Raw genomic sequence first — 17904 nt, forward strand, 5'->3', positions numbered from 1 at the left:
CGATTAGTTATGGACATATACGGTCTGATTGAGGACATGTAAAACTATATTACTATGTAAAGAGGTTAAAGATAAAGTTAAAAAATATAGAAAGGATGGGGAAATATGCGAAAAAAGAGTGTTATTAGTTTTGGAATAGTAATAGCACTTGTATTAAGTTTGTTTGTGTCAAATGTTTTTGCTGATCCTTATGATATGTCTGTCAATACAGATGGGTCAATCATAGGTGAGTATGATGCAGAAACAAAGACTTTTACTGTAACAGGTACAGGTGCAATCGAGGATTATTCTTATTCGGGTTCTCCTTTTTATGCTATAAGGAGTGAAGTAGAACATTTAGTTATTGGAGAAGGTATAACTCGTATAGGTAATTATGCCTTTTATCAGGGGTCAAATCTTCAAAGCATCAGTTTACCAAGTACTTTAGAGAGTATAGGTGATTATGCTTTTAGACAAAGTTCAGGTTTAACTTCTATCAGTTCTGATACTTTACCCAATTTAGATAGTGTAGGCCAATATGCCTTTTATTCTTTTGCGGGTCTTGAAAGTGTTGATTTAGATGGTTTGACTGAAATAGGTAAATCTGCTTTTGCGGGTAAAGGAACAAGTACAGATACTTTAACAACTGTAACTGTAGAGAATATAAATACTATCGGACAAGGTGCATTTTCAGATCAAAGAAATCTCTCAACTATTACTTTAAAAACAATAGGCACTATTGAAAAAAGTGCTTTTGAAAGCGATAAGAGTCTAACAACAATATCCTTGGATGGTGTAGGAACAATAAAAACAAATGCTTTTTCCTCTTGCACTTCTTTAAGTTCTGTAACTTTTAAGAATGTAGATGTTTTAGAAACTAGTTTGTTTTGGGGATGTAGCAAACTCAAAGAAATAACTTTAGAAAATGTTAAAGATATTGCTTCAAATGTAATAGGTTCTTATACAAATGTTGAGACTGTACGAATTGGTGAAGGTACGACAACACTTCGTGGTACTTTGGCTAGTAGTAGTGGTAATTCTATAAAAAATCTATATTTACCTTCAACACTTACTGATGTATATAGTACGGGTTATGGATTTTTTTATGATTTGCGAGGTGTAGAACATTTTGAATATACAGGTTCTACTCCTATAACAAATTATAAAGCAAATTTTATGTTTTGTTATAGTAGTTATACAATGGGCTCAAATGCTACTGGTAAGAAAACTGCAAGAGTTCATGCGAATCAGCAGTATATGATAGAGGCTTTAAAAGTAATTGGTTATACTGTTGAAACATTTGGAGAAGTAACAAATGATAAATATGAAACCTACCCATCTACAGGTATTATTGATTTGAGTGGTTCTGGTTCATCTGTAACTGCTTATTACAATATTTATACGGGTGTGGTAGATGTTGTAGGTACAGGAATAATGCAGTATAAATCGACTATTTTTAACAATGGTTCTGATTATTTTGGTATTAAAGAAGTCAATATAGGTGAAGGTATTACACAAATAAATACCAGTAATTCATCTAAACCTATTTTTGGAAATAAATTAGGTAAAACAACTTATGGTATTCCTATTGATGGTGTAGTCATCAACTTACCTTCAACTTTAGAAAACATTGAGGATTATGCTTTTCAGGGTGCAACAATAAAAAGCATAAATTTGCCAGAGGGTTTAGAAGCAATAGGTTATAGTGCTTTTAGTAGTGCTACTTTTAAAATGGGTACTTTGACCTTGCCTTCTACAGTTAAGACAGTTGATGATAGTGCTTTTTATAAGGTTACTGCTGATAATTTAGTATTAAATGAAGGATTAGAAACTATTGGTGATAGTGCCTTTAAGGATTCAAAGATACCTAATATCAATGTGCCAAGCAGTGTAAAAACCATTGATGATGATGCATTTATGGGTTCTGCAATAACAACTCTAACTATACCAGCATCTATCGAGTCTTTAGGTTATGATGTTTATAAAGATTGTGCAAATATTAGCAATGTAGTTATTGAACCCGCAAACAATAGTTATATGGATACAGCAGATGGGTTGTTTAATGGTATAGGAGGCAGTGCAAGTAATAAAACAGCAACAGTAAATGCTTCAAATATTTATATGATAGAGGCATTGGAAGCATTAGGTTATAATGTAACAACTCAGGGTTCAAGTATAGGTAATAAGTATGATACTTACCCTGCAAATATGGTAAAAGAAATAGGTTCTCCTAATGAAGCAGATGTCGTTGCTTACTATAATGAGTATACTAAGGTCTGTGATGTATTTGGCACTGGTAATATGGAAAATGGTTATTCAGGTAGTAATAGTGGAAGTGGTGCTTTGGCAGCATTTCGGGAAGGTGTAGAAACTCTGAATGTGAACGAGGGTATAACTTCAATAGGTTCAATGCTTTTCCATTCATACTCAGGTAGTCTGTATAAGTATTATCCTAAGAATCTAAAAACAGTAAATCTACCATCTACTTTAAAAGTTATAGGTCATACAGCTTTTCAAGGTAGTGCAATAACAAATATTACTTTGCCTGAAGGTTTAGAAGAAATAGGTAGGTCTGCATTTTTAAATACTCCCCTGCAAGAAATAACTATTCCATCTACTGTAACAACGATTGGAAAAAGTGCTTTTAAAGGGACTAATTTGACAGAAGTTAATATACCTTCTTCTGTAACAACGATTGGACAAAGTGCTTTTGAAGGGACTAATTTGACAGAAGTTAATATACCTTCTTCTGTTGAAACTATTGAGGCTTATGCCTTTTCTGATATAGATAATTTAGTGGTTAAGAATCAATCACAAGTCAGTCAGACACTTGGGAGAAATGCTTTCCCTGATTTATCAACCTTGTATCTGTATAGCACAAACCAGAGTATGCTTGCTCAAACCGTAGATATGACAGACCCAACAATCATTTTCTTAGATAAACCAGCAACAAGTGGGACTTTAGAAAATGGTGTTACTTGGGTTTATGATGTAGAAAGTTCAACAATTACTTTTAGTGGTACTGGTGAAGTTCCAAAGTATGAGTTGGGTTATGCTCCTTGGTATGGTGCTTTTATAGAGAATGGCTTTCCTACTACTTGGGTTTTTGAAGAGGGTATAACTGCTGTAGATGCAGATACTTTCTATGATCCAGTTGGTGGTAGTCGTGTAGATGGTAGTGGATTAAGTATATGGGTATCAGGTGGTTCAAGTGGTAGTTTAGGTGGTATATTAGGTGGTTACTTCCCTGGAGCATCCATAGGTGATTTAGGTAGTTATGGCGGTGGTTCAGGTGGAACAGGCCCAGGTGGTGAAGGAGGCACTGGTGGCGGTGGAGGAGGCACTGGTGGCGGTGGAGATGGTTCAGGTGGTGGAGATGGTTCTGATGGTGGTTCTACTGGAGAAGATGGAGATACCAGTACAGATAGTGGTACACCCAAAGATGAATCAACTTATATCATAGTAGATGCAGAACCTACTATGTTTAAGGTTACTGTACCTATAAAGATTGATGTTTCAATGGATACAGAGGGTCATATTTCAACAGGTTCTGGTTATGAAGTTCGTAATGAATGTGCTATGGGTCCTGTAGTGATAACAAACATTAAGGTGAATACTGCGACAGGTTGGAGTATATCTGACTTCAATGCTGACTATGAGAATATGGCTGCATCTTCTCGTGTGATAGGGTTACAGATTAATGGTGTGAATGTTGGCACTGATGGTTCTGTCATTATGAATGATAGTTTGAGTAGTGTTATAAGAAATAAAGAAAGTAAGAGTTTAATATTTGATGCAAAACTTTCTGCTCAAAAGACTGCTTTAAATGAAAATGTAGCGGCTGTGGTCTTTACTGTTGACTTTGATAAGGTATAAATAAAAAAGGACATGTTAAAGAGTTTGGACATACGACTAAACTCTTTAGCATGTGAAAAGTAAGGACTACAGAAAAGATTATATTTGTATGAAAGCAAAAATCAAAAGTTAGAGAAATAAAGAAAAATTTTAAAAATATAAAAGGAGTGTATTAACAATGAAAAGTGTTTCTATGAAGGTTATGACAGGTGTTTTAGCCGTTGCTATGATGATGGGTATGACAACTGGTGTTTTTGCAAGTGAGTTAACTGCTGGTGATATTGCTGATGCTTATGATGATGATTCTGGTTCTATACAGAGTGGTTATGAAAATTATAATGTTTATGAGCCTACTGCTGGTGATCCAGTTACTGCTGGTAAGGCATCTTCTGTTGTTGTAGTTGATGCTGAAGCTACTACTTTTAAGGTAACTGTTCCTATTGCTTTACATGTACATCAGGATACAGAGGGTGTAAAGACTTATGCTGATGCTATGAATGCAGAAAATGCAACAGGTACTGCTAAGATAATCAACGAGTGTTCAATGGGTCAGGTTAAGATAACTGATGTTAAGGTTGTTGCTGCTGAGGGCTACACTATTTCTGCTTGGGATGCTGACTATAACAATATGAAAGTCAATAGTAAGACCTTTGGTTTCAAGATTAATGGTGTAGAGACTCAGACTAATGGTACAGTTGTGACAAGTAATGCTGTTACTGATACGATTACTACTACTGTAAAGAATAATGAAGATAGTAAGACTGATTTAACTCGTGTCTATGGTGATTATAATATCACTCCATCTGGTGACTCTGCTTTCCCCGTAATTGCTCATGCTTCTGTTTTACCTATTGACTATGAAGCAAAGTTACCTGCTTACAGCGCTGCAGTTACTGACACTAATGTCGGTGCAGTGGTATTTACAGTTGATTTTAACTAATAAATAATTAGTTGGAATATACATATTTCTTGATATTTCAAAGAATGAACCTGTTGAAAAATGGGTTCATTCTTTTTTTGACAGTGTAATTTCAAATGGACATAAATGATGACATGTAACTTCTATATTAATTGAGGAATTAAAATAAAGTGTAGAGAATGAATGCTTGTTATTCGGTGTTTGAGTAGTTGATTGATATTTATAGTTATGAAAGTCGTTTTTGTTGTAAGATGATTGCTTATCATTTTGTATTTTATAAAATAGAGAAAGGGTTGATATTTATGGACTTAAATAAAGTTCTTTCGTTGAGTAGTTATGCTCGTACTGTGGGTAGCATGTTTTTATCTCCTGATAATACTGGTATATCCAATGCTCCATATATTAATTTTGGAATGACCCAAACATTAGTAGATAATACTGTTTTGTCAATCGGTATCATAGATACAATATTAGATAATTTAAAGAGACATAATTGTTCAGAATCAGAGGAAGAAGCGATTTATGATATGTTAGAAGATGTAGGCGATAATTTGAGAGTGGGTTTAATGGACTTTATGGATAAATTGATAGCAGATTCAATGTGTGCCAATTATCAAACAATATTGGGTATAAATGATAATAGTGACGATGGGGTTGATTTTGAAGATGAAGATGATTCGTTTGCCTGCCCTCATTGTGGTAGATGTTATGATGATGATTCAGATGATATTGAGGATGAATTAGATGAAGATTTTTCTCTTGAAGATGATGATATTGTAAGTTGTCCCGTATGTGGAAGCCTTCTTGATGAAGATGGTCATAAAGATACTTTTGATGAATTAATAGATGTATTAAAGGATAAGGAGTAATCGTTTATGTTTGGTTTTAAGAAGAAAATAGTAAATGATGGTCCAACTGCAATAGCTGAAATGTTGGAAAGAAGTCATCGTAATCTGATGGCTTTATGTGAGAATCCTGAGACGGTCAAAATGGCTATAATGCAAAAATTCAATTATTTGTATAGAGATAAGGAGATAAATGAAAAGGGTTTTTATGAGAGATTTGAAGCAGAAGAGTTAAAGAAATTAACTGCTGATGATGTATATGAGATTTTGTTTACAGATAAATATAAATATTGATTAGGAAGTGTTATTATGGAAAAGAATTGGGTAGATATAATGTTAGATGGTTTGGATGAAGTAGATGTAATCTTTAATTCTGTATCAGATAATGAAATCTTAGAGCAATATCCTTGGTTAAAAGAAGATGATGGTATAGATGACTGTTTTAAGTCCGTATCAGATGATGTTATTTTAGGTCTGTATCCTTGGGTAAAAAAAGAGTTAGTTGCGGTTTAAAATGAGAATGTTTCAAAGATAACGGGTGCTTTTTAGAAAAGCACCCGTTATCTTATGCTTGCTGCTTTCTTTGAAGTGATAATTTTTGCAGAAAATTACCATCTAATTTATTTGCCACCACCTTGACTTGATATTTAATTTCTTAATATCAAAAAATCAGCAAAAATTATTATTGAGTATCAGAATATAGTAGATATAATGGGTATTTTTGTTTTTTCTTTTTTGATTAGCAGAAAGAGTATATATTATAAGGGTTTTAATAAAAAACAGTGTTTTTGGGTTTTGTAATATAAAAACAGGTGTCAAATAAAAGAGGAAGATTTCAAAAGATAACGGGTGATTTTAAAATCACCCGTTATCTTTTTTCTTATAGAGCTTTTTGGAAGAAAACAACTCAAAATAAAAATGGACATATATTCGTAGTTATTCGGACATATACAACTCGTTTTGGACATGTAAAACTATATTAGTATGAAAAGAAGAAAGGGAGTGTTAAAAAATGAGTGATATAAATAGAAAAATAGAAGAAGTAAAGAAAAGTGGTTTGTATCGTGTTCTCTCTATAATAGAGAGCAGACCAGTATGTATGTTGATATTATTGGGGTTTTTAATAGGTATAGTTAATTTATTTTTAAAGAGTTATTTGATAGCGGGTATATGTTTGGGTATTTTTGGTGTTTGGTATTTATCAGACATAATATTGAAAGAGATTTTTACAAATAAATTAAAGTAAGAAAGGGTTGAAAAACAATGAAATTAAATGTAAAAAACTTGGGTTTAGATGATGTGGCTTTGGAGATAGATAGTACTCCCACTACTGTAGATGAGTTGGCAGAGGAAACCAAGGAGCAAGTAGATAAGTTGCATAAAGAAGCAGAAAAAATAGAGGAAGTAACAGAGGATGAAAAAGATGCTCCTCGTTTGGATTTAGTAGATGTTATGGGTAGTGAGGAAAGAAATGCAAAGGCATTAGACATTTTGGAGAAAGAGAGAATGTTGCAAGTTGAGAGAGAAAATGAATGGAAGAAAGAGAAAAAGAGTAAGAGGATGAAGAGATTTATCAAAACAAGTATTTTAGTTTTTGTTGTAGCAGTATTGTTTTTGGCTTGGTATTCAGGTTATAGAATTCCTATCCCTGATGAATGGGTAGTTCATATTCAAGGGATATATCAAAGTGCTTATGATGCAGTAACAGGATATTTTACGGGTAATTAAGTAAGAGGGGGTTTTAAGGATGTTTAAGAAAAAATACAAATTGAACTTAAATCGTGAAGAAATAGATTATATTAAGATAGTGTTTAAGAATGAAGATAAATTAAATTTAAGTTGTAAAGAGATAAATGGTATTGGAGATGTAACTATTAAGACAGAAAAAGAAGAAATGATGAAAGCATTTAAAAATAAAACTCGCCACTTTGATTCCGAATATTTACTGTCCGTTATAATACTTTTCATGAGTTTTTTGAATGCCTTATTCATCTGCTCTTTTACAGAATTAGACCTTTTTTCTGCCATATGTATAGTTTTTCCTATTTCTATAATAATAGTAACACTTCTTTTTCTTGCAATTAGTTGGTTTTTTTGCAGGAAATAAGAATATGAAAAACAAGAGGAGGGTTTAGAATGTTTTTTAAGAGAGATAAAGATAAAGAAAAAGAGTTGAAGAATGTTTCTTTTAAAGAAGAAGATTATACGGATTTGACTCGTGAAGAAGTAGAAGCCTTGGCCGCAAGTAAGGCTGCTGATTTAAGAGATAAAGATAAAAAGTTAATGGAAGATCAAGAGAAAGAGAGAAAGAAAGAGGAAAAAAACAAAAAGGTTCGTAGGTATTTAGAGTTTGCAGCAATCATCTTGTTTATTCTGTTGTTGCTGGCTCGTTGTAGTGTATTGCCTGTTCCAGAACCCATTAAGGATATAGTTGATTTTGGTTTTGAGAATACGGTAGATACAGATGACATAGTTCATGAAAATGATGAAGAACCTAATGATCCTCGATACTCTTCACTTATAATGAGTATGAATTATATGCCAGTGTTTGAGAATGGTTTAGCGAAGGGTAATTTGAATATCGAGAATGACCCACGAAGTGTTTTTGCTCAATACATAGAGATATATTTAGAAGATGCAGAGGGCAATCCAGAGACCTTAATTTATAAGTCAGATTTAATAGATATAGGTCAGACTTTGTTGGAGGATACTTTGGATGTGAACCTTCCTGCAGGTAAGTATCCTTGTACTGCTTACTTCAATGCAGTTTTAGTAGAGAGAGATGAAGAAGGTAATATCCTGGAACAGTCGTATGCGGGTACAGGTGGAGCAAATATCACAATAATTGTTCTAAACACCAAGGGTACACCTGTTGAAATAGATTAATGCTTGTTAAAGGGATTATATCATTTTATATAATCCCTTATTTTATAAAAAGGGAGGTTAGACAGTATGCGAAGTGTATTTAAAAGCCTTTTGAGTGGTCGTAAAGCATTACAAACAAAAATAGATGAGTTCAATGAGAAAACAGATAGAGAAACAAGAGAAGATGCAAATGCGGGTCTTGCTTTATATAATGAACTAATTGACTATATGAACACATATGAGTGGTTAAAGAAAGATAGTTCAAAGGAAAAAATGAAAGTATATATTGAAAGTGGTTTTGATTATGAAGTGTTAATGGGTAAGTTTAATTTGTCCTATGATAATGCAAAAACAACTGTTAAATGGGCAACAAAACAATTTAGACAGAAGATAGGTGAAAATACGGTATCTTTACTCCAACAGGGTTTTCCGTATGAAGCAAGGGCATCTTATGAAACTCATACGGGTAAATTAAAAATGGAAAATCTTATTATGAGTGATCTGGTGGATGCTTTACCAGATGAAGAATACTATCCTTACTCTTTAGAGGAGTGCAAGTATGAGTTGAGGGTGCTGTATCAGTATAGTAAAAAGAAAATGGAAAGTGTTATAGGAAAAGCGGATTTAAAGAAGTTAGCATATATAAGACATCTAATAGAGGGTTCATCAAAAAGAGCAGAATTATTTAGACCTTATATGGTAGATGTTTTAGAGGGTTTAACAAGTATAGATGAGATAATTGAGTGGGAAGAAGATATAAAAAATCAGGATGTTAGTTTGGATTGAGTAAATAACTTAGTTAATGGAAAGGGGTTGATAATGTAAATAAAGGAAGGGTTTAATTATGGAATTGACAAAAAACATAAATGATTACTACTTTGAGAAGAACTTAGATAAATATATTAAGGTTTCAGTACCAAGTGATATTTTGCATGATATTAGACACTATGCCTCTGAAATGCAGTGTTTGAAGAAGCAAGAATATAATGGTTTTGGTGATACTTATGGTATTTCTGCTCGTTGGTTTGTAGGTCTTATAGGAGAATGGGCAGTTTCAAAGGTTTTGCATAATTGGGGTTTAACTGACAATAACTTTTCTTTTCATTTTGTGTTAGGTAGCAGCAGTTCTTATAATCACCCTGATTTCTTGGAGTTGGGTTATGTCTTAGGTTGTAAAACTGCTGTGAGGGGTCGTTGTGCAAAGGTAAAACTGAATCCTAAAAGTGGTGAAGTTGTTTGTGTTTATGATAAATCAGACTCCTCCCTCTATATCTGTGGCATCTTGACAGGTGACATAGCAAGAAAATATGGCGATTTGGACTTGATTGAAGATGTTGAGTTGAAAGCGGTATCTGCTGCTCGTGGTACAAAGGTAGGTTTCAATCGTTTTGATAAACTGATTCCTTTCACTCGTGAGACTGTGGGACTTTATAAGAGTGAATTAGAGGTGGAGTATAGGACGACCATGACGAAAGAGCAGTATATGGGTCTTTATGCTGATTGCACCTTTGTAGAGCATTTTGGTGACAGCATTGTTTTTAAGAGAAGTCGTAAAGGGGTTATTACTTCTACTGAAATAAAAAAATCTGAGTTGACAGGTAAGACTTTGAATTCTGTATTGGACCCTTATTCTACATACCTTTGTGTTGATGGTAGAGATATTTTTAAGGAGTTTCAAGAGGTCTATACAGGGTTTCCTATATCTTTGACGGTTTATTGCTTGAGAGATATTTTTGAGGGTTTAAAGGTCAAGGGTTATGACTGTATCAGCAGAATGGCACCTGCAGACAGTTTGATACGAGATTTGTATATGGTCTACTGCCCTACTATACCAAACACGATAAGGTCAGACTCAGTATCTATAGACTTCTACACTATGCTATGGGTTTTAAACTCTCATCTTAATGTCATAGATAGCCCCCAGGATTAGATATAAGGGGTTGTAGTAAGTGAAGGCATTCCATATACCAGATAGTAAGAAGTGATCGTGTAGGGGGTTCTATGATAGAAAAAAGTGCTTTTATAAGAACTGAAGTTTTTTATAAAAGTAGGGTTGGTTTTATAAAATAATCAACTTTTTATAAAACTTGATTTATAAAAACTTTGGGTTTTTATAAAAATGGGTTTGGTTTTATAAAACAATCTGATTTTTATAAAACTCAATTTATAAAACTTCGGGTTTTATATAAAAGTGGGGTTAGTTTTATAAAACAATCTAATTTTTATAAAACTTGATTTATAAAACTTTGGACTTTTTATAAAAATAGGGTTGGTTTTATAAAACTATCTGTTTTTATAAAAGTCAAATTAAATGCTTTTCTTGTTCGTAAATTGAAGTGCTTATTTTGGCACAAAGAGATATGCTTCAATTATATAAAATAAAATTTGGTTATGACAGTATATATAATATATTGCTTGTTTTTTGGGACTACATAATTAGAAATGTGATAATTGTTGATAACAAAAAGGGTTTTCTTGTTTGGGAACAAACTATACAAACGAAGAAAAAGTGAATTGATTATGTTTGAAAGTTTAATATTGTTAATGAGAAACAGAGATTATATATTCGTAGTTTCAAAAAAGATGCAATATTTTATAAGTGTGTATATTTTGTGCTTTGTTTATTTGCATATAAAAGAGTTATTAAAAAGTGGTAGAAAATAGAGTTTGATTTCACAACTTAATTATAAATAATTTATTTTGCAGTAAATAAAGGGTTGTTTGAAAAAATAAAAAATTAGAAAAAAATAAAAAAATTCAAAAGTGTGATTTGTGTGTTAAAGGTGGGTTGCTGTTATGAAGTTATTAAGCAGAGAAGAAGTGTTGAAAATTGTGTCGTGTTTAGTCAGTGAAAATCAGGCACTAAGAGATTTATGGGTAGAAGATAATTTGGACGGTGAAATATCTTATAAGAGTGAAGATTATTCTGATAGTTCTTTTAAGTATATAGTTTGTATGTGTTATGCTTCCTCTTACTTTGTAGAGGGTGAACTAACTTGCTTACCTTGTAAAAGAGGATATATCAGTAGCATTTTTGTTGCTGATGAAGTCAGGCAGATAATCAATCGTTTTGTGTCGTTCCCTCAAAAGGGGTTTGTGGTTTTTAAGAGGGTTGATGATTCTTATGTGGAGATACCTTTTGAAGTAAAGTGTGGTAAGGGTCGTTGTTTCCATTATTCTTTTGAAAAGGGTTCAACTGTTTTTGTGAAAGTAGATGGTGAAGAATACAAATGCTCATTCAAACCTTATGACAAAGAAAATGGAATTCAAAAAGAGATTGAGAAAATATAATTTTTCTCAAAAAGCCTCGACTATAGCGAAATGGTCACGGTAATATAAGCATGTAAATTATCAAAATTACCTGTAAAACTTATGATATTCTCAAAAGTAGTTTATGGGTAGTTTTAAGAATGATTTGCCTATGAAAAAGTAAGTTCTTAAAATGTATGCTTTTTAATAAGGAAGTGAATCTATGAAAGCAAAGGACTTAATTCAATTTATTTGTAAATCAAATGCAGAAGTGGTGGGGTCATTTGAAGATTTGGTATCTAAGGCTCAGTGTGTTTCTTCCCCTACTGCTATTTCCCTTTTTACTGTGGCTGAAGGTCTGAGTGATGGTTTAGAGGTTGAAGTCCTGGATGGGTTGTGGGTCTATCACCTTACTCCTGATGGTAGACATGAATTCCAACACTTGAAATCTTGGGATGCTGTAACACAAAAGGTAGGAGTTTGGAATATCCCCTTAAACTCTTGTATCTGCTGTGTTTTTGAGGTTAGAGAAAATAGGTTCAAATCCATAGACTTAAACACTCTGAAACCCTTGAAGTATCAAGTGATTTCAAAGATTGTGGTGACTGATGAAGATAGAAAAAATTGCGATTTTCGTGGTCTATTTGGTTTTGAACCTAATTCAGTCCTGTGCTATCACATTAACTTCAAATTATCTTCATTTTTTGTCAGTGAAAAGCAATTCTCTATACTGCGACAACTGAACCTTGTAGATGTCCCTCCTGTGGATGTTGAGATTATGACCTTTTCTTTTGCAAAGTGGAGATGGGGTTATAAACTCAGTCGTAATTTGCAGAAGTCTTTTAGGGAGTTTTCTGTTTTGCAGGTGAGAAAAGCACAAGTTGAAATGTTTGAGATGCCTGATACCTTAATGCTGCGGGCATATGAGTGTGATTGGTATGAGGGGTCAGAACGACGAAATGACCCTAAACTTACACTTTTAGATACTCTTGAAGTAAATCTGCTGAGTAGAGAAATCCTTTCTCATAAGATTGTAAAAGCAAGTTACCTCAATTTCTTTAATGATGACTTGGAGAGTTTTAATTGTGTGATCCAGGAGTTGCAGGGTTCTATTGGCAGAGAGTTTCAAACAATCCCTAATCTTTTTGGGGTTTATGAGTGTTTGGACTTCTACCCTTTAGACTTTGGGGGTCGTAGAGAAAGGAAAATTGAATTTGTTTTTGATAATGGGGTTGATAATAACTTAGAAAGAGAGTGATTTTTATGAGATTAATGGATTTTATTCTTGTGGTTTGTAAGTATGAGCAAGAGAGGTTAAAGAAAAATGCTGTTTATAACTCATCTTTTATGAGTTCAGAAGAATATCTAAAAACCTTGTATGAAGGTATGCTTCAAAATTCTGTAGTTGAACCAAGGGAAGATGGGTATATCCTTGCAAAAGGAAAAGAGGGTGGTCTGGAGCATTTACATGATGAACTCAAAGCGGGTTATTGGGTTTTTGCTTTTTTCTTCAGTACTGATTTTTATGAGTTCAAAAGATTTGAAACAGAGGAAGATGCCCTCACCTATTATAAAAGTTTGACCAGAGATTGTTTCTGTGGTCAGAAATTGTTGTTAAAGGTTGGAGAAGCAAGAGAAGGGTTGATGTAAATGAGTTATTTTGCTTATCATCGAGTCTCTACTAAGCAGCAGAAACTTGATCGTGGTCTTGATGAAATTGAAAAGTTCTGTAAAGAACGAGGAATCGTGTTAAAAAGTCCTGTTTTTACAGATAAGCAAAGTGGAAAAACCTTTGATAGACCAAGATATATAGTCCTTAAAGAAGATGTTCTTCGTGAGGGTGATACTCTGATTATTACAGAGGTAGATCGCTTGGGTAGAAATAAACAACAGATTGTTGAAGAACTTAATGATTTTAAGGCTATGGGTGTTCGAGTCATGATTTTGGAGTTGCCTACTACTCTTATGGAGATTAAGGCAGATGAAACCCTGAACCGTCTGATTTTGGATACCATTCAAAATATGGTAATCGAACTTTTTGCTTGCCTTGCAGAAAGTGAGTTGGAGAAGAAGAACAAAAGGCAGATGCAAGGCATTCAGGCCATGAAAGATCGTGGTGATTGGGATAAGTATGGTCGTCCTAAGAAGTGTGCTTGGGATGTTTTTGTTGCTATGTATGAGAAAGTAGAAGATGGTATTATTCGTCCTTGTGATGCGGCAGCAGAGTTGGGTATGTCTATCCCTACTTTTTATAGGTATCGAGATAAGTATAGAAAAGGGGTTAAGTAATGGATTTTAGAGAAATAGAGATTTTTGAAGTTATTGCTGACCTTTATACAAAAGCGGAGTTCTCAGAAGGGGTCTCTTTAAAAATCAGAGAAATGAGGAAGGAGTCTGTTTTACAACTCCTTCCTCATGCTTTAAGTTTCTTTAATAGGGGTTATCGTTTAGATATTATACTTACCATCATTAGAAAAAAAGGCAATTTTATTTTAGGAGCAACTACAAAGCAGGAGATTACTGACATAATGAAGCCCTCCCTTACCTATTACAACTATCATGAACTTGTACCTAAAACACCATATCATATTGAAGAAGAAGAACTTTTGCTTATGATGGAAGCAATATCATCTTGTCAACTAAATGAGTTAGCAATAAATCGTATTTTTACATTGTATAGAAAAATATTTCCAGAGGGTTTATATTATGCTACTGAGTGAATTTGAAAATAAAATAAAAAATAAATTAAATGAATTTGATTTAAAAGAGGTGTTTCCTTATAAAGAAAATGGGGTTTTTGGAGAAATAAATACATTTGAAGAAGTGGTATTTAAGGCTATTTTTTCTTATAACACTTTTGAGATTATTGAGGAAACAGCAAGGTTTTATTCAATCAATGAACAGAGAATAATTCGTGAAATAATTCGTTATCAAAAAGAAATGGGTGCTTATTATAGTCTGTTCCAAGTAGAAAGAAAAACAAATCCAGAATTAAGTCATACAGAAATTAAAAATAGGCTTAATAAGGCATATAGGAGAAATCGTGGTTTTTATTATATTGCTGGTTTGAAGGGTTACACTTCTACCACTTTACATGAAAATCCTGTTATAATCCCAGGTTTAGGTCATGGGAAAAGTGTTGGTTGTGGTAATAAACGAAAGATTAGACTTTATGGGAAAATGAGCAAAGTTTTACCAGAAACATTGAAACTTTATGATGGCTCAAATATTACTTGGTCTTATCCTATTAAAATCAATGGAGTTTGTTTAGAGTGTGAGTCCATTTATGAAGTTTATGATTTGGCTTTGAGACACAAAGAGGGTTTAACTTTAGAAAAGGAAAGAACTTTTTATAGTAGTCAAGAAAAGAAAATCATAAAGACTTTGAAAAAAATACCTTAGGGTTTTATATATACATGTTGGTAGGTAGAGAGGATAAAATTATGTTAAAAAAGAGGTATTTCATCTATGCAAGAAGTCCTGTAGTTAATGAGTATGGGTTCTGTCCTTACATAGTAACTAATGAGGAATTCCAGCAATTCACTCATAACTCCTTCGATTTAGAAAATAGTTTGTGGGTTGATCCTATCTTTTTGAGGTATTGTCGTGTGGTGGATTCTGTTATTGCTGTTAAAGATACAGAACTTATTCTGTCAGAGGAAAAGCAACAGGATGTGGAGACACCTAAAGGCAAGGTTCGTATAGGGTTCTCTGGTCGCAAGGTTTCTTTGCTTTATGCTCAGTATGAGAACACCTATCTGCGAGGGTTCAAGGTGGTATGGAAGAATCTCTGCCTTGTAAATGCTATGGATTTTGTGCCTTTGGATAAGAGTTTGGGTAATGGAAATGTAAGCATACCAAAGTGGAATAAAAGAAGGTCTATCAAAAGTATCCGATATGTGCATAATCAAGTTGAAAGTCTCTTATATCAAGTAGATAAAGAGTTTCAAACGATGGATGAAGTAGAAAGAGATATTGAAAGTCCAGCAGAAGTAGATATTTCAGAAATTATAGGGTCTATGCTCTTTTAAAAAAGGGGACATGACCCTTTTTTAAAACAGAAATTTCTACAGTTATGCTCTATATTAATTAGAAGAAAAAAAGAGGGTTTGATATAAATTAAATAAAGAAAGGAGTTGGTTATAATGAGGAAATCGTATAGTATTCTAACATTTGCCTTTATCATTTTGATGTTTTTTACTTTTACATATACTGTTTTTGGTGAGTCTCCTACTTTTAATACAGAGTCATCCAATATAATATCGGTAGGGGTTAATCCTACTGTCTTACCCGATGAAGTGTTTCATATGGTTTTTGAGTCTGCAAATCAACAGTCAAATATTGAAAATAGTGAGGGGTTAATAGGTTTAAAAAATGGTGAGCAGATAATGTTTGCAACAGTAAAAAATGGGGTTTTTTCTATAGACAAGGTTGCCTTTGATTCAATACCTGAAAAAAATGTAGTTCGAGCCTTTCACTTCTTTATTAATAACTTAGAAAATATGGAAAATGATAAGAATAGAGATGAAATTGCATCTTTTATGTCTGACTTGGAAGATGTGGATAATGATTTTTCAAGAATAATTTTTTTGAGTGTATATAGTGAAATTAAAGGTGATATGTACGGTGCTTATACTGTAATGAATCCGTTTTTATCTGCTATCAATGTGCTTTTGGGTGTTGCTGCTGTAGTCCTTATATGTTTGTTGCTATTATCTACTTTGTTTGACTTGTGCTATTTGGGTTTTTCGTACTTTACAGATGGTTGGACGAATTTTCTTGTATCTTACGATGCAAAACAAGTAGAATATGACTTTCAGAGAAGGGTTGATGGAGAATACAAAAGTAAGTATTTTGAATACTTTAAACATCGTTCGTTGACTTATATAATATTAGCAGTCTGTATCACATATTTAATTTGTGGTGGTCTTTCAGGAATAATTGCTTATGTGTTAAGTTTAGTGAATGTTTAAAGGGTTGTGAAATGATAAGTATAAAAAATATAGGTTTTGATAATTAGGGGTTTTTATTTTATCGAGACCCCTAATTATTTTTTGTAGTCGTTTCGTGTGTTTTTGGTTAAAAAGGACACATGAAATATTTTTTTGCACTAAAATGACTACAGTTGAAATCTATATTAATTAGAAGAAAGTGAAAAACGAAATGAATGTAAGTTGAAAGGTGGTAAATTGAAATGAGTTATATATTGAAAACAGGGTTCAATGAAAATGATACAGAGGTATTATATAGAGCAAAAGTAGATGGTGAATTCTATTATTTAGCAATAGATGCTGAAACGGGTTCATTTGGTCCCGTAGATAAGTCTTGGGTTATAAATAATATAGGATATATAGATAATGCAATTCTTTCAAAAGATGGAAAGTTGAAGTTTCATAAGAATAAAAGGTTTTCAGATGAAAAAATGAGTATTCAGTTAGAAAAAGTAAAAGACATCTATACTTATGTAATGGGTGATAACTATAAACTTCAATATTATAAAGCAACATCTTCTTTGGTTTTAGTTATTCCTGTAGCAGATGGTTATTTGTATAATACTTTGGGTCAGAACATCAATCCTTATAATCTGAAAAGGGTTTATAAATCGTTGTTGGATTTGTATAACAAGTTTGATATTCATTATTTTGATACAAAGGTTCAAAATGGTTGGCATTGGGGTCAGGAAGAGTTGGAAAAGACAAAGGAAATAATCAAGAAAATAAGTGTAGATTTGAAAAATGTCACCATAACTCAAAACTATAATCATGATTGTGGTTGTGTTTTATATAATAGATATGGTTTAAATGGTCTCAAGACCGTTTTTGATGTAAGAGATTATAAGTGGTCTTATGATAAATGGTATTGGCGACAGAAAGTTTAATATAAGGAGTGTTTGAAATGAGTATGACAGATAGAGATAAGGCATTTTCTTTAAGAGACTTAGATGATGTAATAGTGAAGTTCAATGAAAGAAATAAAAAGGGTGCTACAATAAAGATAGAAGTAAAGGGTTTTTATGGAGATTATTTGGAAGTAGCCGTAAGAGTTTGTGAGGGTTTTGAGACATATAAGAAGATAACTTTATCAGATATGACTACTGGAATTCAGAATGGGGTTATCTATGTGGTAAATCCAAGTTTTGTCAATAGATATTATAAGCAGAAGTGGTATACAAAAGCAATGTATGGAAATTAA

21 protein-coding genes are annotated in these 17904 nt (G+C 32.9%); all 21 read left to right on the forward strand.

Translation table 11 applies throughout. The features are described from left to right. Positions 1-105: 105 nt before the first annotated feature. The 21 genes from B5G42_RS17805 (at position 106) to B5G42_RS05000 (ending at position 17904) form a co-directional block, all read left to right on the forward strand. Positions 106-3855, forward strand: a complete 3750-nt coding sequence (locus B5G42_RS17805) for a leucine-rich repeat domain-containing protein (protein WP_140399804.1) — start codon at positions 106-108, stop codon at positions 3853-3855. A 157-nt stretch (positions 3856-4012) separates the two neighbouring features. Next, positions 4013-4774 carry a hypothetical protein gene (locus tag B5G42_RS04925; protein WP_087267289.1) on the forward strand — a complete coding sequence of 254 codons (762 nt, stop codon included), beginning with the start codon at positions 4013-4015 and terminating at the stop codon, positions 4772-4774. A gap of 230 nt (positions 4775-5004) precedes the next feature. Then, positions 5005-5622 carry a hypothetical protein gene (locus tag B5G42_RS17810; RefSeq protein WP_162611044.1) on the forward strand — a complete coding sequence of 206 codons (618 nt, stop codon included), beginning with the start codon at positions 5005-5007 and terminating at the stop codon, positions 5620-5622. 6 nt (positions 5623-5628) lie between these two features. After that, positions 5629-5892 carry a hypothetical protein gene (locus B5G42_RS04930; RefSeq protein ID WP_087267292.1) on the forward strand — a complete coding sequence of 88 codons (264 nt, stop codon included), beginning with the start codon at positions 5629-5631 and terminating at the stop codon, positions 5890-5892. A gap of 15 nt (positions 5893-5907) precedes the next feature. Next, positions 5908-6111, forward strand: coding sequence for a hypothetical protein (locus tag B5G42_RS04935; RefSeq protein WP_087267295.1), 204 nt, complete (start codon positions 5908-5910; stop codon positions 6109-6111). A gap of 499 nt (positions 6112-6610) precedes the next feature. Beyond that, complete coding sequence (locus tag B5G42_RS17815) at positions 6611-6844, forward strand: hypothetical protein (protein WP_140399806.1); 234 nt, start codon at positions 6611-6613, stop codon at positions 6842-6844. A gap of 17 nt (positions 6845-6861) precedes the next feature. Continuing rightward, positions 6862-7326, forward strand: coding sequence for a hypothetical protein (locus B5G42_RS04940; protein WP_087267298.1), 465 nt, complete (start codon positions 6862-6864; stop codon positions 7324-7326). Between the two features lie 19 nt (positions 7327-7345). Then, positions 7346-7705 carry a hypothetical protein gene (locus B5G42_RS04945; protein ID WP_087267301.1) on the forward strand — a complete coding sequence of 120 codons (360 nt, stop codon included), beginning with the start codon at positions 7346-7348 and terminating at the stop codon, positions 7703-7705. Between the two features lie 29 nt (positions 7706-7734). After that, entirely contained in the window at positions 7735-8484 is a 750-nt protein-coding gene (locus B5G42_RS04950) for a hypothetical protein (RefSeq protein ID WP_087267304.1), read from the forward strand. Between the two features lie 66 nt (positions 8485-8550). Next, a complete protein-coding gene (locus tag B5G42_RS04955; protein ID WP_087267307.1) occupies positions 8551-9249 on the forward strand; it encodes a hypothetical protein in 699 nt (232 codons plus the stop codon). A 58-nt stretch (positions 9250-9307) separates the two neighbouring features. Next, complete coding sequence (locus B5G42_RS04960) at positions 9308-10393, forward strand: hypothetical protein (protein ID WP_087267310.1); 1086 nt, start codon at positions 9308-9310, stop codon at positions 10391-10393. A gap of 866 nt (positions 10394-11259) precedes the next feature. After that, a complete protein-coding gene (locus B5G42_RS17820) occupies positions 11260-11754 on the forward strand; it encodes a hypothetical protein (protein ID WP_140399807.1) in 495 nt (164 codons plus the stop codon). A 181-nt stretch (positions 11755-11935) separates the two neighbouring features. Continuing rightward, positions 11936-12970, forward strand: coding sequence for a hypothetical protein (locus tag B5G42_RS04965; protein WP_087267313.1), 1035 nt, complete (start codon positions 11936-11938; stop codon positions 12968-12970). A gap of 5 nt (positions 12971-12975) precedes the next feature. Next, positions 12976-13362 carry a hypothetical protein gene (locus B5G42_RS04970; protein WP_087267316.1) on the forward strand — a complete coding sequence of 129 codons (387 nt, stop codon included), beginning with the start codon at positions 12976-12978 and terminating at the stop codon, positions 13360-13362. After that, positions 13363-14001, forward strand: a complete 639-nt coding sequence (locus B5G42_RS04975) for a recombinase family protein (protein ID WP_087267319.1) — start codon at positions 13363-13365, stop codon at positions 13999-14001. Next, positions 14001-14432 carry a hypothetical protein gene (locus B5G42_RS04980; RefSeq protein ID WP_087267322.1) on the forward strand — a complete coding sequence of 144 codons (432 nt, stop codon included), beginning with the start codon at positions 14001-14003 and terminating at the stop codon, positions 14430-14432. The genes B5G42_RS04975 and B5G42_RS04980 overlap by 1 nt, the downstream gene beginning before the upstream one ends. Beyond that, a complete protein-coding gene (locus B5G42_RS17825) occupies positions 14419-15114 on the forward strand; it encodes a hypothetical protein (RefSeq protein ID WP_140399808.1) in 696 nt (231 codons plus the stop codon). Before B5G42_RS04980 ends, B5G42_RS17825 begins: the two co-directional genes overlap by 14 nt. A gap of 14 nt (positions 15115-15128) precedes the next feature. Beyond that, positions 15129-15743, forward strand: a complete 615-nt coding sequence (locus B5G42_RS04985) for a hypothetical protein (RefSeq protein WP_162611045.1) — start codon at positions 15129-15131, stop codon at positions 15741-15743. A 114-nt stretch (positions 15744-15857) separates the two neighbouring features. After that, a complete protein-coding gene (locus B5G42_RS04990) occupies positions 15858-16685 on the forward strand; it encodes a hypothetical protein (RefSeq protein WP_087267328.1) in 828 nt (275 codons plus the stop codon). A 221-nt stretch (positions 16686-16906) separates the two neighbouring features. After that, the gene (locus B5G42_RS04995; protein ID WP_087267330.1) at positions 16907-17590 is read left to right on the forward strand and encodes a hypothetical protein; all 684 of its coding nucleotides are present in this window, start codon (positions 16907-16909) and stop codon (positions 17588-17590) included. Between the two features lie 17 nt (positions 17591-17607). Continuing rightward, positions 17608-17904: a hypothetical protein gene (locus B5G42_RS05000; RefSeq protein WP_087267333.1), complete on the forward strand. Its 297-nt coding sequence runs from the start codon at positions 17608-17610 to the stop codon at positions 17902-17904.

It is taken from the genome of Flavonifractor sp. An91, from assembly GCF_002159225.1.
GTDB lineage: Bacteria > Bacillota > Clostridia > Oscillospirales > Oscillospiraceae > Flavonifractor > Flavonifractor avicola.

Excerpts from the sequence above, each read along its gene's own strand:
- B5G42_RS04925 (WP_087267289.1), top strand. The coding sequence starts at position 4,013 with ATGAAAAGTGTTTCTATGAAGGTTATGACAGGTGTTTTAGCCGTTGCT.
- B5G42_RS04945 (WP_087267301.1), top strand. The coding sequence starts at position 7,346 with ATGTTTAAGAAAAAATACAAATTGAACTTAAATCGTGAAGAAATAGAT.
- B5G42_RS04935 (WP_087267295.1), top strand. The coding sequence starts at position 5,908 with ATGGAAAAGAATTGGGTAGATATAATGTTAGATGGTTTGGATGAAGTA.
- B5G42_RS17815 (WP_140399806.1), top strand. The coding sequence starts at position 6,611 with ATGAGTGATATAAATAGAAAAATAGAAGAAGTAAAGAAAAGTGGTTTG.
- B5G42_RS04975 (WP_087267319.1), top strand. The coding sequence starts at position 13,363 with ATGAGTTATTTTGCTTATCATCGAGTCTCTACTAAGCAGCAGAAACTT.
- B5G42_RS04985 (WP_162611045.1), top strand. The coding sequence starts at position 15,129 with ATGTTGGTAGGTAGAGAGGATAAAATTATGTTAAAAAAGAGGTATTTC.
- B5G42_RS04965 (WP_087267313.1), top strand. The coding sequence starts at position 11,936 with ATGAAAGCAAAGGACTTAATTCAATTTATTTGTAAATCAAATGCAGAA.
- B5G42_RS17810 (WP_162611044.1), top strand. The coding sequence starts at position 5,005 with ATGATTGCTTATCATTTTGTATTTTATAAAATAGAGAAAGGGTTGATA.
- B5G42_RS05000 (WP_087267333.1), top strand. The coding sequence starts at position 17,608 with ATGAGTATGACAGATAGAGATAAGGCATTTTCTTTAAGAGACTTAGAT.
- B5G42_RS04950 (WP_087267304.1), top strand. The coding sequence starts at position 7,735 with ATGTTTTTTAAGAGAGATAAAGATAAAGAAAAAGAGTTGAAGAATGTT.
- B5G42_RS04970 (WP_087267316.1), top strand. The coding sequence starts at position 12,976 with ATGAGATTAATGGATTTTATTCTTGTGGTTTGTAAGTATGAGCAAGAG.
- B5G42_RS04960 (WP_087267310.1), top strand. The coding sequence starts at position 9,308 with ATGGAATTGACAAAAAACATAAATGATTACTACTTTGAGAAGAACTTA.
- B5G42_RS04930 (WP_087267292.1), top strand. The coding sequence starts at position 5,629 with ATGTTTGGTTTTAAGAAGAAAATAGTAAATGATGGTCCAACTGCAATA.
- B5G42_RS04980 (WP_087267322.1), top strand. The coding sequence starts at position 14,001 with ATGGATTTTAGAGAAATAGAGATTTTTGAAGTTATTGCTGACCTTTAT.
- B5G42_RS17820 (WP_140399807.1), top strand. The coding sequence starts at position 11,260 with ATGAAGTTATTAAGCAGAGAAGAAGTGTTGAAAATTGTGTCGTGTTTA.
- B5G42_RS04995 (WP_087267330.1), top strand. The coding sequence starts at position 16,907 with ATGAGTTATATATTGAAAACAGGGTTCAATGAAAATGATACAGAGGTA.
- B5G42_RS04990 (WP_087267328.1), top strand. The coding sequence starts at position 15,858 with ATGAGGAAATCGTATAGTATTCTAACATTTGCCTTTATCATTTTGATG.
- B5G42_RS17825 (WP_140399808.1), top strand. The coding sequence starts at position 14,419 with ATGCTACTGAGTGAATTTGAAAATAAAATAAAAAATAAATTAAATGAA.
- B5G42_RS17805 (WP_140399804.1), top strand. The coding sequence starts at position 106 with ATGCGAAAAAAGAGTGTTATTAGTTTTGGAATAGTAATAGCACTTGTA.
- B5G42_RS04940 (WP_087267298.1), top strand. The coding sequence starts at position 6,862 with ATGAAATTAAATGTAAAAAACTTGGGTTTAGATGATGTGGCTTTGGAG.
- B5G42_RS04955 (WP_087267307.1), top strand. The coding sequence starts at position 8,551 with ATGCGAAGTGTATTTAAAAGCCTTTTGAGTGGTCGTAAAGCATTACAA.